Below are 13,685 nucleotides of genomic sequence, written 5' to 3'. Positions count from 1 at the left end.
CTCCGGTTTCGTCAGGCCGCGACGCGGTTGATGGCGTTGACGAGCTTGGCCGGATCGAACGGCTTCACGATCCAACCGGTCGCGCCAAGGCGCCGGGCGCGGTCCTTCTTGTCGTCGACGCTTTCGGTGGTGAGCACCAGGATCGGAATGGCGCGATGCTGGTCGCTGCCGCGCACGGCTTCGATAAAGCCGAATCCGTCCATGCGCGGCATGTTGATGTCGGTGACGATGACGTCCGGGCGCGCGCCCTGCAGAACCTCGAGCCCCTGCATGCCGTCCTCGGCCTGCAGAACTTCCATGCCGGCCTCCATCAGGGTGGCGCGCAACATCTCGCGAATGGTGCGTGAATCATCGACGGTCAATATTGTTCTGGTCATCTCAAACGTTCCCCACGCTCATATCGGCGACTTCCAGCCCCATGGTCTGGAGGCTTTCGCTAAACGCCTCGGAAGGCTCCGCCACTTCGAATTCCATGCCGTCATGCGACCAAGTCGCGGCGGCCGATAGCAGCACCTGGATGCATTGGGCGCCGATCTTCTCGACCGCGGCCGCGTGCACGGTCACATCCTTGCCGCGCATCTTTACAAGCTCCGCGACGAGCGGCGTGGCAGCGGTGATGTCAAGCACCGGCGAAAGCGTCACCGATTCCGATTGGCTCGGCTTCATGTCCGTTTTTCCTCACATTCGCTCCTGGTCGGCGCACCCCGCTGCGCGGCGACCGCCCCGACCGGGCCGGGTACAATCCAGCCGGACGCGCCGAGTGCCGAACGGCATTCGAAACGGCAGCCCTGCCGGGCAATTCGGAAATCAGCGTAAACGCGTTTACAAGCGCAGGGTCGCGCGCGCCCGATCATGGAAAATCCCCGCCACCGAAAATTTCAGTTCATTCCGGAAAATCCGGCGTGCGGACGCGGCGTCATGCCTTTGGCGCCGTCCCCGCCAAGCCCTGCATGGCTAGGATTCGCATGCATTGGTTTAACACTTGTTAATGCTTGGAGCCCAGTTGCACGGGAACCAGCCCTTGACGCGATCCGGCTCCCTCGAACTCGCCGCACCACCAAGCCGTGCTTGGTTTCTCGCCGGGAAGCCATGTCAGCCCGATCGGTCACGCCGGCAGGATGATTTCACCTCGTACCCATGCGGTTTTTTTCGGGGCGGCGCCGAAGCGAGGCGCCCAACGGCAAAAACCGACGCTGGGAGGCCGGCGCCGGTTTTGCGGTTTCATGCGTGCCGGTCGTGCGGCGGGGGCCGTTCGGGCCGCGCCGCCGCCGGCGTCGTTAGCCCTGGAAGAGCGACAAGATGCCCTGGACCGAGGCATTGGCGATCGACAGCCCTTGGATTCCGAGCTGCTGCTGGACCTGGAGAGCCTGCAGACGGGTCGATTCCTTGTTCATGTCCGCATCGACCAGCGCGCCGACGCCGCGTTCGATCGCGTCCATCAGGCTGTTGACGAAGGAGACTTGCAGATCGACCCGCTTCTTGGAAGCGCCGAGATCGGAGGCGGCCTTTGTCATACGGCTGATCGCGTCGTCCACGCCCTTGATGAAATTGTCGAGCGTGGTCAGGTCGGCCGCGTTGTTGGTCAGGCCGGAAATGTCGAGCGTGGTGACGGTAAAGACACCCGCGGCGGTTGTCTGGTCAGCGTGCAGGGCACCGGTGGTCTCGTCGTAGACACCGTCGAGAATGCCAACTCCACCGGCCACGGTGTTGGCCCCGGCGTCGAACAGTTTCACGCTATCGGTGTTGATCGTGATGGTCGAGACCGACACCGTTCCGTCCGACGCGCGTGTAAACGACGCCACAATCGACTTCGATGAATTGTAGCCGGCGGAATCGGAGTCCACCGAAAGCCAGTTCTCGCCGGAAAAGGACGAGGCGGCCGCATTGCTGACCAACTGGCCCTGCAAAGCAGTGATTTCGGCCTGGATCTTGGAGCGGTCGACGCCCGGCTCCCTTGCCGCGACCAGTTTCGCCTTGATCTCATCAACGACGTCGATGGTGTTGTTGATGCCTGTATAGGCGATGTCTATCTTGGCGGCGCCGAGACCGAGCGCGTCCTGCACGGTCAACAATGCCTTGTTGTCTGAACGCATCGTGGTGGCGATCGACCAATAGGCCGCGTTGTCGCTGGCTTCGGCGACGCGGTAGCCCGTGGAAATGCGTGCCTGCGTGGTCGCCAGCGCCTTGTTGGTCGCCTGCAGGCTCTTCAGCGCGGTCATCGCGGAGGCGTTGGTCAGAATGCTGGACACGCTTGGCCCCTTTTTATCTTGCCCGCAGCTTCGCAGGCTGCCGAGTCACCCCTTGTCGCGGCCTGCTGCCGCTTCCCGCCGGAAAGCCGTTTCGCCGCGTCTTAACCTTTGTGAACGATCATGCTTAACAAACGGTAAACTGGTTAACGGCTGGTGGGGCGGCATCGTCGAACCAGCGGGCCGCGCATGCGAAACAGGCGCGCTTTTTCCTTTTTCTCCGTGGATTTCGTCGCGAAATCGGCAAATCCCGCCGGATTTATTCCGGACGGCGGTTCTCGCGGTTAACGCACCAGCAGCCCGCGCCGGGTCGGAACGTTAACGTGGGCCAAGGGCTCGCGGCGTGGTCGGAGCTTTTCAAGGCTTCGCCCGGCGCGCGGGAGGATGCCGGAAAGTGATTCGCCCACGTTCGGCATACGGTCCAGTGGGGACCGCGTGCCGTCGGCCTTCGCTGTCGCTTGTCGTGACGCGCGCGCAGCGCGGACGCGGAGCGGTGGGGGCCGCCCCGCCGATCAGCCGGTCAGACGATACCGGTCGTCACATCCCGAAGGGCATCGCCGAACAGATCCTCGAGCGCGAATTCGACCTCGTAGAAAAATGCGCCGACCTCCTCGTCCTGCTCGGCCTCGGGCAGACCGAGCCTGTCGAATTCGGCAAAAAAACGCGCCGCGAGCCGGTGACGGTACGCGTCGCGCGCGTCGAGGTCGCCCAACGCGGCCAGGGCCCGCGCCGCGCGCCCGACCTCGTCCGCCCGTCGCCAGAGCGGAAACGCGAAGACCCGCGCGCTCGACGTGGCGTCTCCATCTGCATACTGATCTGCCTTCACCCCAAAAGTCTCCCCTCGCACACTGGTCGGTCGAGACCGCAAGCGGCACGCCGGAACAGGTCGAACCTGTCGGGCCGCCATGCGCCGCCCCAGCCCGGCCTCGGATTGAATGGCGAATCGCTTGCGATCGATCCGACGAGCTTGCGGGCGAGAACCTTTCGGGAAAGTTAGCGCTTACCGGGGGAGCGGCGCACGCCTCAGCTTTTCAGCTTGTAGCCGGTGCGGAATATCCAGGACACGATCGCCAGGCACAGGGCCAGGAAGACGAGCGTCATCGCCAGACTGATCCCGACGCCGACATCGGCGCGTCCGTAAAAGCTCCAGCGGAAGCCGCTGACCAGATAGACGACCGGGTTGAACAGCGTGACCGTGCGCCAGAACGGCGGCAGCATGTCGATCGAATAGAACGATCCGCCAAGGAAGGTGAGCGGCGTGACGATCAACAGCGGCACAAGCTGCAATTTCTCGAAACCGTCGGCCCAGATGCCGATGATGAAACCGAACAGCGAAAAGGTGCAGGCCGTCAAAACCAGAAACAAGACCATCACCAAAGGGTGCTCGATGCGCAGCGGCACGAACAGGGCCGCAGTCGCCAGGATGATCGCGCCTAGGATGATCGATTTGGTGGCTGCGGCCCCGACATAGGCGACGACGATCTCCAAATGCGAGACCGGCGCGGACAGAATCTCGTAGATCGTACCGGTGAATTTCGGGAAATAGATGCCGAAGGAGGCGTTGGAGATGCTGTGCGTCAGAAGCGACAGCATCATCAGGCCCGGCACGATGAAGGCGCCGTAGCTGACGCCGTCGATCTCCTGGATGCGCGAGCCGATCGCCGCGCCGAAGACGACGAAATAGAGCGAGGTCGAAATGACCGGCGAGACGATGCTTTGCAACACCGTGCGAAAGGCACGCGCCATCTCCTGCCGGTAGATCGCCCAGATCGCGCGATAGTTCATCGGTCGTTCCTCACCAGGTCGACGAAGATTTCCTCGAGCGTGCTTTGGCGCGTGTCGAGATCGGTAAAGCGGATACCGGCCTCGTCGAGCTGCCTCAGCAGGCGGGTGATGCCGGTGCGGTCGGCGCGGGTGTCGTAGTCGTAAGTCAGCGCCAAGCCGTCGTCGGACACCGTCAGGTCGTGGCCGCCAAGACTGTCCGGCAGCGCGTCGAGCGGGTCCTTGAGCTGCAGCGTGAGCTGCTTGCGGCCGAGTTTGCGCATCAGCTCGGCCTTTTCCTCGACCAGGATGATACGGCCTTCGCTGATGACGCCGACCCGGTCGGCCATCTCCTCGGCCTCCTCGATATAATGCGTTGTGAGAATGATGGTGACGCCCGAGCTCTTCAGCCCGCGCACCATCTCCCACATGTCGCGGCGCAGCTCGACGTCGACGCCGGCCGTCGGCTCGTCGAGAAACAGGATACGTGGTTCGTGCGACAGCGCCTTGGCGATCAGGAGCCTGCGCTTCATGCCGCCCGAAAGCGTCACGATCTTCTCGTCGCGCTTGTCCCACAAAGACAGCCCGCGCAGCACCTTTTCGATATGAGCCGGATCGGCCGGCTTGCCGAACAGGCCGCGCGTGAAGGACACCGTCGCCCACACGGTCTCGAACGCGTCGGTGGTCAGTTCCTGCGGCACCAGGCCGATCAGCGCGCGCGCGGCGCGGTAGTCGGTGAGGATGTCGTGCCCGTCCACCGTCACCTGACCGCCGGAGCGGTTGACGAGCCCGCAGATGACCGAAATCAGCGTGGTCTTGCCGGCGCCGTTGGGTCCGAGCAGGGCGAAGATCTCGCCCTTGCGGACCTCCAGGTCGACGCCTTTCAGCGCCTGGAACCCGGTTTCATAGGTTTTGGAAAGGTTCGATACTGAGATGATCGGTTGCATCAGCATCCGATAACCGAAGTACGCTCAAATGTCAGGCCCGGATTGGACCAGCCCGCCCGCCTCCTGACAGGACTATGACACGCGACCGCATGCAACCGGCATTGCGGTCAGGTCGGCGCCCGGCCCCAGCCGCCGCCATTGGCGGTGCCGACCAGCACCTCGTCGCCCGTCCGCAGCCTCACGCCGCTGGCAAAGGTGTAATCCTCGCGGCTGCCGTCGGGATGGCGCACGGCAAGGCCGTTGACGCCGCCATCGGCGCCGCCATTGGCGCCCCACACCGGCTGGCGGGCGCGGCTGTAGCCGGCCGACATGATCGCCGGCGCGCGCAGCCTGTAACTGGTTTCCATGCCCTTGCCGCCGGAATGTTGGCCCTTGCCCTCACCGCTGTCGCGCAGCCGCTTGTAGCCGACATCGAGCCCGTAGCGCGCCTCGCAGATCTCGACCGGGCAGTTGAAGGTCTCGCCGTGGCTGGCCGAATACATCGCGTCGAGCCCGTCGCGCGTCGCGGTCGCGCCCCAGCCGCCCATTTGCGGTTCGACCATGGTGAAGCGGCGGCCGCTGTCGGGATGGTCGCCGGCGATCACCGTGCCGCAGATCGAGGCGAAATGCCCGGCCGGCAGGCGCTCCGGCATCGCCCGGGCCATGCAGCGCCACAGCATGTCGTAGAGCCGGATGCGGGTCTCGAAATAATAGCCGTGCGGCGCGGTGCCGGTGGCGTGGAAGATCGTGCCCGGTTCGGTGATCACCTCCAGGGCGCGGAACGAGCCGGCATTGGCGAACAGGGTCGGATCGGTCAGCGCCTTGAAGATCATCTGGGCCGAGATCACGGCGCCGTCGCGGCTGGTGTTATAGGGCGCGGCGCGCTGTTGCGGATTGCCGCTCAGGTCGACGACGAAGCGGTCCTTCGTCACCGTTATCGCGGCCTGCCACAGAGCGCCGTCGTCTTGTTCCTCCTCGACCGTGAACGTCCCCTCCGGCAGGCTGGCGAGACCGGCCAGGCCGCGCCGCTCGCCCTCGTTGAACAGATCGGCAAGCGCGGCGCGATAGGCGGCGAGCCCGTAGCTTTCGACGAGCTGACGCACACGGGTCTCGGCCTTGCGGCTCGCCGCCACCTGGGCCCACAGATCGCCGTTGACGAAATCCGGCAGGCGCGAATTGGCGGCGATGATGTCGAACACCGACCGCAACGGCTGGCCCTCCTCGAACAGCTTGACGGCCGGCAGGCGCAGCCCCTCCTGGAAGATTTCCGACACGTCGACCGACATCGAGCCCGGCGTCATGCCGCCGAGATCGTTCCAGTGCGCGATCGACGCCGTCCAGGCGACCAGCTCGCCTTGTGCAAATACCGGCAGCGCGATGACGACGTCGTTGAGATGGGTGACACCGCCATAATAAGGATCGTTGGTGACGTAGCAGTCGCCGTCGCGGACCGCCTCGATCCCATGCAGCTCGACGATACGCTTGACCGCCTTGTCGAGCACGCCGACGAAGGTCGGGATGCCGGCGCCGGACGAAACCAGCTCGCCCCTGGCATCGGTGATGCCCGTGCCGACATCGAGCACCTCGTAGATGATCGGGCTCATCGCGGTCTTCTTCAGGACCGCGAACATCTCGTCGGCCGCCGAAACCAGGCTCGCCTGGATGACGGATATCGTGAACGGGTCAGCAGGTTTCGTCATTGTCCTTAGATCCTAAAGGCATGGTGCGCTCGTGACACCTTCCAGATGACCGGACCGCTGATGCGGCCCGGGATTGTGCCCGGCGCTACGAAGCAATCCGCCCGGTCGGGCATTTGTTTCATCTGCCGGTATCGACGACGACCTTTCCGTAGTTCTCGCGCGGCCCGGAAAGATACCGCCATGCGTCGATATAGGCTTCCATAGGGAAGACCCGGTCGACGTTGGGCGTCAGCTTCTTGTCGGTCAAAGCCTTGTAGACGAACGCCGTTCCGCGATCCTGCGCGTCCTGGTCCTCGACGTAGTTGAACAGCGAATACATGTGCAGCCAGGCATTCTTCTGCCACATGTCGACATAAGGGATTTTGGGAAGTTCCGCGGTCAGCAGCCCGTAGAGCATCAGCTTGGCGCCGCGCGCCATTGCCGGGCCGTATCGCAGCACGAAATCGGCGCCGATCGGATCGAACGACGCATCTATGCCCGCGCCGCCGGTTGCCTCCATCAGAAAGTCGACCAGATCGCCGCTGCCATCGACATAGACGTGGTCGGCGCCGGACTGCATCAGATAGTCCCGATTTCTTTCCGAGCGCGTGGTCGCGATCATGGTCGCACCGCACAGACGCCCGATTTGCAGGGCGGCGGTTCCGGCAGTGCTCGTGCCTGCGGGAACAAGAATGTTCACACCCTTTTTCGCCCCTGCAAGTTCGACGACCGGGTAGTAGGCGGTCATGTACTGCATCCAGATCGATGCCGCCTCAACGGCACTCATGCCCGCGGGCGCCGGCGTGACGTATTTCCGGTCGATGATCAGCGTGTCGGCGCTGGCGCCGCGATTGTAGTAGAAATAGGGCAGCGTGCAGTAGCGCTGGCCGACGGCAATTCCGGTTACATCCTTTCCGACCGCCTCGACGATTCCGGCGGCTTCCATGCCGATCCGCGCGGGAAGGCTGTCGAAGCTGAAGGAATAATTGTCTTTCATCAGGTCCATGTCGCCCCAGTTGAGGGCAAAGGCCTCGACATGCATCCTGATCTCGGTCGGTCCGGGTTCGCCCTTTTCGCATGCCGCCAGGCGCAGGCCCTCGAACCCGTCATATGCGTCGATCACCCATTCTCTTGGCATGTCTTTTCCTCCTGCGGCCGCACCCTCGCGGCCCTGTGATTTTCTGGTTACGATGATGTCTGGAGTGTTGGGACCAATCGCAAAATCGGCAGGTTGGCGAGATCTCCTCAAGCCTTCGCGACATGCAGGTCGCGCGGCAGGTCGGAGAGGATTTCCGGACCGTCGGCGCGCAGCACGACGATTTCCTCCAGCCGGATGCCGAAACGGCCGGGCAGGTAGATGCCGGGCTCGATGGAAAACACCATGCCCTCCTCCAGCACGGTGTCGGCGGTCGCGGTGATATAAGGCGGCTCGTGCCCGTCAATGCCCATGCCGTGGCCGGTGCGGTGGACGAAATACTCGCCGTAGCCGGCGTCGGCGATCACCGTGCGCGCTGCCGCGTCGACCTCCTTCGCCTTGACGCCCGGGCGCGCGGCCTTCATCGCCGCCTGGACCGCTTTTTCCACGATGGTGTGGATCTGGCCGTACCCCTCGGGCGGACGGCCGACGACGGCCATGCGGGTAATGTCGCTCGGAAAGCCCGCCTTGCGCGCGCCGATATCGATGACGATCGCATCGCCCTCGGCAAGCGGCCTGTCGCCCGACTGGTGATGGGGAAAGGCGCCGTTTTGTCCGCCGCCGACGATCCAGAACGACGGCACGGCGCCCTCGGAGGCGAAATGGTCCTTGACCACTTGTGCGAGGTCCTTTTCGGCCATGCCCGGCCGGATCGCGGCGAACGCCTTTTGCATGGCGCGATCGGCGATTTCGGCGTTCATCTTCAGCTTGGCGACCTCGCCTTCGTCCTTGACCATGCGCAGCCGGCCGAGCGTGCGGTCGGTGAAGGCATGGGTCGCGCCCGGCAGGGCGTCGAGAACGAGCAGCGCGAAATCGGCCCGCATGGTCTCGTCGAGCACGACGGTTTTCGCACCCTCGGCGCCGATCGCGGCAAGGGCGTCGTCAAGCGCGGCCTTCGGACCCCGGTCGTCCGACCAGGTGTGAAAGGCGATGTCGGTGTGTTCGCGGGTGCCTTCGGCATTGAGCACCGGCATCAGGAACGCCTCTTCCTCAGCGCCCACCAGCAAAAGGCAGGGGCGCTCGTCCGGGTGCGGATGGAACCCGACCAGCCAATCCATGTGCGAGCCGGGCGCGATGGCGACGAGGTCGGCCGCTTCGGCTTTCATGGCCTCGCGCAGGCGGGCGAGACGGTCGGCGGTCTGATTGGAAAAAGGCTCGGTCATGAGGTCCTCGAACGCTGGAAAAAAATGCCGGCGCGACGGCCCGTCGCCGCCGGCGTGGATCGCCCCGCGCCTGCTGCGCGCGGGACGGCCGGATTGCTGTCAGGCGGCGCGGCGGGCGGGGCCCGTCTCTTCGGCCGGCACCACGACGCGGTTGCCGAAGGCTTCGCCGTCATCGAAGCCGCCGAAGCGGGCGATCTCGTCCTCGGGCGGCGCCTCGCACGACCATTTGCGCGATGGGACCCAGCCGCACTGGCGCTTGAGGACGGCGGCATATTCGGCCCGCTTGAGCGCGGCGATCGACGGATCGATCACCGGCACGCCGAGCTTTCTTTCGACTTCGCGATAAAAGCCGACCTCCATCGTGCAGCCCAGGATCAGCGCTTCGGCGAAATCCTCCTCGACCGCCTTGCGGCCGGCCTCGATCAGCCGGCGGCCGGTCTCGGCATGGTCGGCCTGGAACTCGGTGACGCCGAGCTCGACATGATAAAAGCCCGACAGCCGGTGCGCGTGGCCGAGATCGTGCACGGTCGACTGCATCTGGTGGACCCATTTGCGGCGCCCGACGATGACGCCGAACCGGTTGGAAATGGTCGAGGCGATTTCGCACGACGACTGGCACGGCGCGGTGACGATCATGTCGCCGGAAATCTCGCGCGCGTCGTGGAGCGCGGTATCGTAGAAGCAGCCGATCGCGAGCGCGTCGAACCCCTCTTTGGCGGCCTTGCGCGCCGCGCGGATGATGCCGCGGGTGACCATCGCCTCGTAGGAGCGGTATTCGATATGGGTGAAGCCGCCCTCGGCCTCCGGCAGCGAGGTCACGTGCACCTCGGTGCCCGGCAGCTTGTGCTCGCGGGCCATGTCGGCAAAAATGTCGTCATAGGCCGCGCTGCTCGCCAGCGGATTGAGATACATGATCTTCAGCGGTGTCTGGGTCATTTCATCCTCCTTCCCAAGGACCGGCGCTCAGCCGGCGTAACCGTAGATTTCCTTCGCCCGCTCCGGCGTAATCAGACCGTTCTTGATGTCCTGCTCGATCGCGGCGCGGTCGCGCTCCTTCGGATCGCCGATACCGCCGCCATTGCCGGTCACCACGCGGATGACGTCGTCGGTGTGGGTGGTCAGGCCGGACACGAAGGAGAACTTTTCGCGCTCGCCGTCCTTGCGGATCACCTCGACATAGTTGGGGGAACCCTCCTTGCCGCCGTCGAGCGACCAGGGCGGGAACTTCGAGCGCGTGTAGCCGGCGGTCAGAAAGCCGTTGTCGGCGCGCAGCCGGTAGTCCATCACGATGCCGCGCCCGCCGGTGAATTTGCCTTCGCCGCCCGGCTCCAGGTTGAGCTCCATGCGGTCGACCAGAAGCCCGTTGCGCGCCTCGTTGATCTCGGCCGGGCAATTATAGGTCTCGCCGTGAAAACCGCAGAAGATCGCCGAATTGCCGTCGCGCCCGCGGCTCGCGCCCCAGCCGCCGAGCTGCGGCTCGATGATGGTGTATTGCCGGCCGGTATCGGGGTGGATGCCGCCGATGAAGGTGCCGCACACCGAGGCGAAATGGCCCGAGGCGAGGCGCTCGGGCATATGCGGGGCGAGACAGCGCCACATGATGTCGTACACGCGCAGCTCGATCTCGTAATAGAATCCGATCGGCGCCGGCTCCTTGGCATGGAACACCGAACCCTCGCGGGTCAGGAGCCGGATCGGACGGAACGAGCCTTCGTTGGCCGGCGAATAGGGATCGGTCAGCGACTTGAAGATCATCTGCGCGGCGACCATGACGCCGTCGCGGCTGGTGTTGACCGGATTGTCCGACTGGTCGGGATTGTCGAGCAGATCGACGGTGAACGTGTCGTCGTCGATGGTGATCTTGACGTTGAAGATACGGCCGTCGTCCTGCTCCTCCGACAGTTCGAACGTGCCCTTGGGCAGGTTGGCGAGTTCCTTCAAAGAGACCTGCTCGCCGAAATCCATGAACGAGGCCATGGCGTTCTCGAACGTGCCGACGCCGTATTTCTCGGCGATCTCCTGCAGGCGCTTACCGCCGATGCGCACCGAGGCGATCGCCGCCCACACGTCGCCTTCCAGCACGTCGGGCATGCGCGAATTGACCTTGATGATCTCCATCACCGAGCGGATCGTCTCGCCCTTGGCGATCAGCTTGATGGCCGGCAGGCGCAGCCCTTCCTGGAAGATTTCGGTCGCCTCGCCGCTCAGCGACCCCGGCGCCATACCGCCAACATCGGAATTATGGGCGATGTTGGCCGTCCAGGCGATGATGCGGCCGCCGGCGAAGACGGGCATGGCGACGATGATGTCGTTCAAATGGGTGACGCCGCCATAATAGGGGTCGTTGGTGGCGAAGACGTCGCCGGGCTCGATGTCGCCCGGCTTGGAGAATTTCTCCACGATCACCTTCACCGCCTTGTCGAGCACGCCGATGAAGGCGGGAATGCCGGCGCCGGAGGAGGCGAGCGCCCCCTTGGCGTCGGTGATGCCGGTGCCCATGTCGAGCACCTCGTAGATGATCGAGCTCATCGCCGTCTTCTTCATGACGGCGAACATCTCGTCGGCCGTCGCCTGCAGGGAGTTCTGGATGATCTCGAGCGTGATCGGGTCGTTGGAAGCGTTCGCCATCTCGCCTCTCCTCACTGCGACAGAGTGATGTGGATATTGCCGTAACCATCGATTTCGACCGCGTTGCCGGGATGGATCACCACCGTGGTGCCGGGGTCCTCCACGATCGCCGGGCCGTCGAAACGCATGCCCGGTTCAAGCTTGGTGCCGTCATAGATCGCGGCCTTGTGGACGCCTTCCAGCGCGTAATCGACGTCGCGGTGCCCCTTCAGCGCTTCGCTCGACGGCGTGCCGGTCGGCTGGCGCTCGGTCATGGTCAGCTTGCCGACCTCGGCCGAGGCGACCAGATGGATGCCGACCAGTTCCACCGGCGCCTCGAGGCGATAGGTGTATTCGCGCTCATAGGCCTCGTGGAAGGCGGCCTCGATGCCGGCGAGGCGGTCGTCGGTGATGGCGCCCTCCTCGATGAGGACTTCGGTGGTGTGCTCCTGGTTCTGGTAGCGGAACTTGCCGTAGCGCAGGAACTTGACCTTGTCGGCCGGCACGCCCTCGTCGGTGAACTGCTTGCGGGCCTGGGCCTCGGTCTCGGCGAACAGCGCCTCGACCGCCCTGGCCGCGCCGGGCTTGAGATCGGCCAGCCTGGTGACGAAATAGTCGCGGCGCAGGTCCGACATCATCATGCCCCAGGCCGAAAACACCGCAGCACCCGCCGGCACGACCACCTTCTTGACGCCGAGCTCCTGGCCCAGCGCCACGGCATGCATGGCGCCGCCGCCGCCGAAGGCGACCAGGGTGAAGTCGCGCGGGTCGTGGCCGCGATTGAGCGAAACCAGCTTGAGCGCGTTGACCATGTTATTGTTGGCGATGCGGATGATGCCGCGCGCGGCTTCCTCGGCGTCGACGCCGAGCTTGTCGCCGACGGCGCGGATCGCCTTTTCCGACGCCGCCATGTCGGCGGTGACCTCGCCGCCGCAGAAATAGTCGCGATTGATGCGGCCGAGCCAGAGATTGGCGTCGGTGGTGGTGGCGTTGTCGCCGCCGCGGCCATAGGCGGCCGGGCCCGGCATCGCGCCGGCCGATTGCGGGCCGACATGCAGCTTGCCGAAATCGTCGACCCAGGCGATCGAGCCGCCGCCATTGCCGATCTCGACCAGATCGACCACCGGCACCATGATCGGATAGCCGGCCGAGGTGCGGTCGCGCTCGATCCAGTAATCGGTCATGATCTTGACCTGGCCGTCCTCGATCAGCGAGCATTTCGCCGTCGTACCGCCGATGTCGAGCGCCAGCACGTTGGGCGCGCCGATCAGCTTGCCGAGCTCGGCCGCGCCCCAGAAGCCTGAGGCCGGACCGGATTCGACCATGGTGATCGGGATCTTGGAAACGCTTTCCAGCGAATCGACCCCGCAATTGGACTGCATGATGTAGGGGCTGCTCTTCAGCCCCTTGTCCTTGAGCCCGCCGGCCAGCCGCGACAGATAGCGTTCGGCGATCGGCTGGACATAGGCCGACAGGACGGCGGTGTTGGTGCGCTCATATTCGCGCCACTCGCGGGTGATCTGGTGCGAGGACACGACCGAGACCTCCGGCCACAATCTGCGCACCTCGGCGAGCGCGGCCTGCTCGTGCGACAGATTGGCGTAGGAATGCAGGAAGCTGATCGCCACCGCCTCGACGCCGTCGGCCTTGAAATCGTCGAGGATCGCGGCAAGACCGGAAAGGTCGAGCGGCTTCATCTCCTCGCCCTTGTAGCTGATGCGGCCGGGCAGCTCGCGGCGCAGATAGCGCGGCACGAAGGGTTTCGGCTTCTCGTAGTGCAGGTTGAAGAAGTCGGGCCGGTTGCCGCGCGCGATCTCCAGCGTGTCGCGGAAGCCCTCGGTGGTGATCAGGCCGACCTTGACGCCCTTGCGCTCGGTCAGGGCGTTGATCACCACGGTCGTGCCGTGCGCCAGGAAGTCGATCGCGGCGGGATCGACGCCGGCCTTGGCGATGACGTTGAGCACGCCCTGTTCGAAATCGGGCGGCGTGGTGTCGGACTTCGCCGTGACGATGCGGGCCTCGCCGGTCTTGCCGTCGGTCTCGAAACAGACCAGATCGGTGAAGGTCCCGCCGACATCGGTCGTGACGCGGATGGTATTTGCGGCCAT

At 64.8% G+C, this 13,685-nt stretch carries 12 protein-coding genes; all 12 read right to left on the bottom strand.

Features of this window, described 5'->3' with window-relative positions; genetic code table 11:
* Window positions 1-11: 11 nt before the first annotated feature.
* The 12 genes from GN330_RS14290 to GN330_RS14235 all read right to left on the bottom strand — a co-directional run bounded on the left by GN330_RS14290 (window position 12) and on the right by GN330_RS14235 (window position 13,685).
* A complete protein-coding gene (locus GN330_RS14290) occupies window positions 12-377 on the bottom strand; it encodes a response regulator (RefSeq protein ID WP_156713357.1) in 366 nt (121 codons plus the stop codon).
* Between the two features lies 1 nt (window position 378).
* Entirely contained in the window at window positions 379-666 is a 288-nt protein-coding gene (locus GN330_RS14285) for an STAS domain-containing protein (protein ID WP_156713356.1), read from the bottom strand.
* Window positions 667-1,277: 611 nt separating this feature from the next.
* Window positions 1,278-2,249: a flagellin N-terminal helical domain-containing protein gene (locus GN330_RS14280; RefSeq protein ID WP_343040679.1), complete on the bottom strand. Its 972-nt coding sequence runs from the start codon at window positions 2,247-2,249 to the stop codon at window positions 1,278-1,280.
* Between the two features lie 517 nt (window positions 2,250-2,766).
* On the bottom strand, window positions 2,767-3,072 hold the full coding sequence (locus GN330_RS14275) for a DUF6074 family protein (RefSeq protein ID WP_156713355.1): 306 nt from the start codon (window positions 3,070-3,072) through the stop codon (window positions 2,767-2,769).
* Between the two features lie 197 nt (window positions 3,073-3,269).
* Window positions 3,270-4,031 carry an ABC transporter permease gene (locus GN330_RS14270; protein ID WP_156713354.1) on the bottom strand — a complete coding sequence of 254 codons (762 nt, stop codon included), beginning with the start codon at window positions 4,029-4,031 and terminating at the stop codon, window positions 3,270-3,272.
* A complete protein-coding gene (locus GN330_RS14265) occupies window positions 4,028-4,954 on the bottom strand; it encodes an ABC transporter ATP-binding protein (RefSeq protein ID WP_156713353.1) in 927 nt (308 codons plus the stop codon). The genes GN330_RS14270 and GN330_RS14265 overlap by 4 nt, the downstream gene beginning before the upstream one ends.
* 107 nt (window positions 4,955-5,061) lie before the next feature.
* Window positions 5,062-6,633 (bottom strand): hydantoinase B/oxoprolinase family protein, encoded by a 1,572-nt coding sequence (locus GN330_RS14260; RefSeq protein ID WP_156713352.1) that lies wholly within the window; start codon window positions 6,631-6,633, stop codon window positions 5,062-5,064.
* A 118-nt stretch (window positions 6,634-6,751) separates the two neighbouring features.
* On the bottom strand, window positions 6,752-7,750 hold the full coding sequence (locus tag GN330_RS14255; protein WP_156713351.1) for a zinc-binding dehydrogenase: 999 nt from the start codon (window positions 7,748-7,750) through the stop codon (window positions 6,752-6,754).
* A gap of 107 nt (window positions 7,751-7,857) precedes the next feature.
* Entirely contained in the window at window positions 7,858-8,970 is a 1,113-nt protein-coding gene (locus tag GN330_RS14250) for a M24 family metallopeptidase (protein ID WP_156713350.1), read from the bottom strand.
* 99 nt (window positions 8,971-9,069) lie between these two features.
* The gene (locus GN330_RS14245) at window positions 9,070-9,906 is read right to left on the bottom strand and encodes an aspartate/glutamate racemase family protein (protein ID WP_156713349.1); all 837 of its coding nucleotides are present in this window, start codon (window positions 9,904-9,906) and stop codon (window positions 9,070-9,072) included.
* Between the two features lie 27 nt (window positions 9,907-9,933).
* Window positions 9,934-11,598 (bottom strand): hydantoinase B/oxoprolinase family protein, encoded by a 1,665-nt coding sequence (locus tag GN330_RS14240; protein ID WP_156713348.1) that lies wholly within the window; start codon window positions 11,596-11,598, stop codon window positions 9,934-9,936.
* 11 nt (window positions 11,599-11,609) lie between these two features.
* Window positions 11,610-13,685, bottom strand: a complete 2,076-nt coding sequence (locus GN330_RS14235) for a hydantoinase/oxoprolinase family protein (protein WP_156713347.1) — start codon at window positions 13,683-13,685, stop codon at window positions 11,610-11,612.

The sequence above is a fragment of the Nitratireductor arenosus genome, from assembly GCF_009742725.1.
Classification (GTDB): Bacteria; Pseudomonadota; Alphaproteobacteria; order Rhizobiales; family Rhizobiaceae; genus Mangrovimarina; species Mangrovimarina arenosa.
Note: the sequence above shows the minus strand (reverse complement) of the source record. Positions and strands in the feature narration are given on the sequence as shown.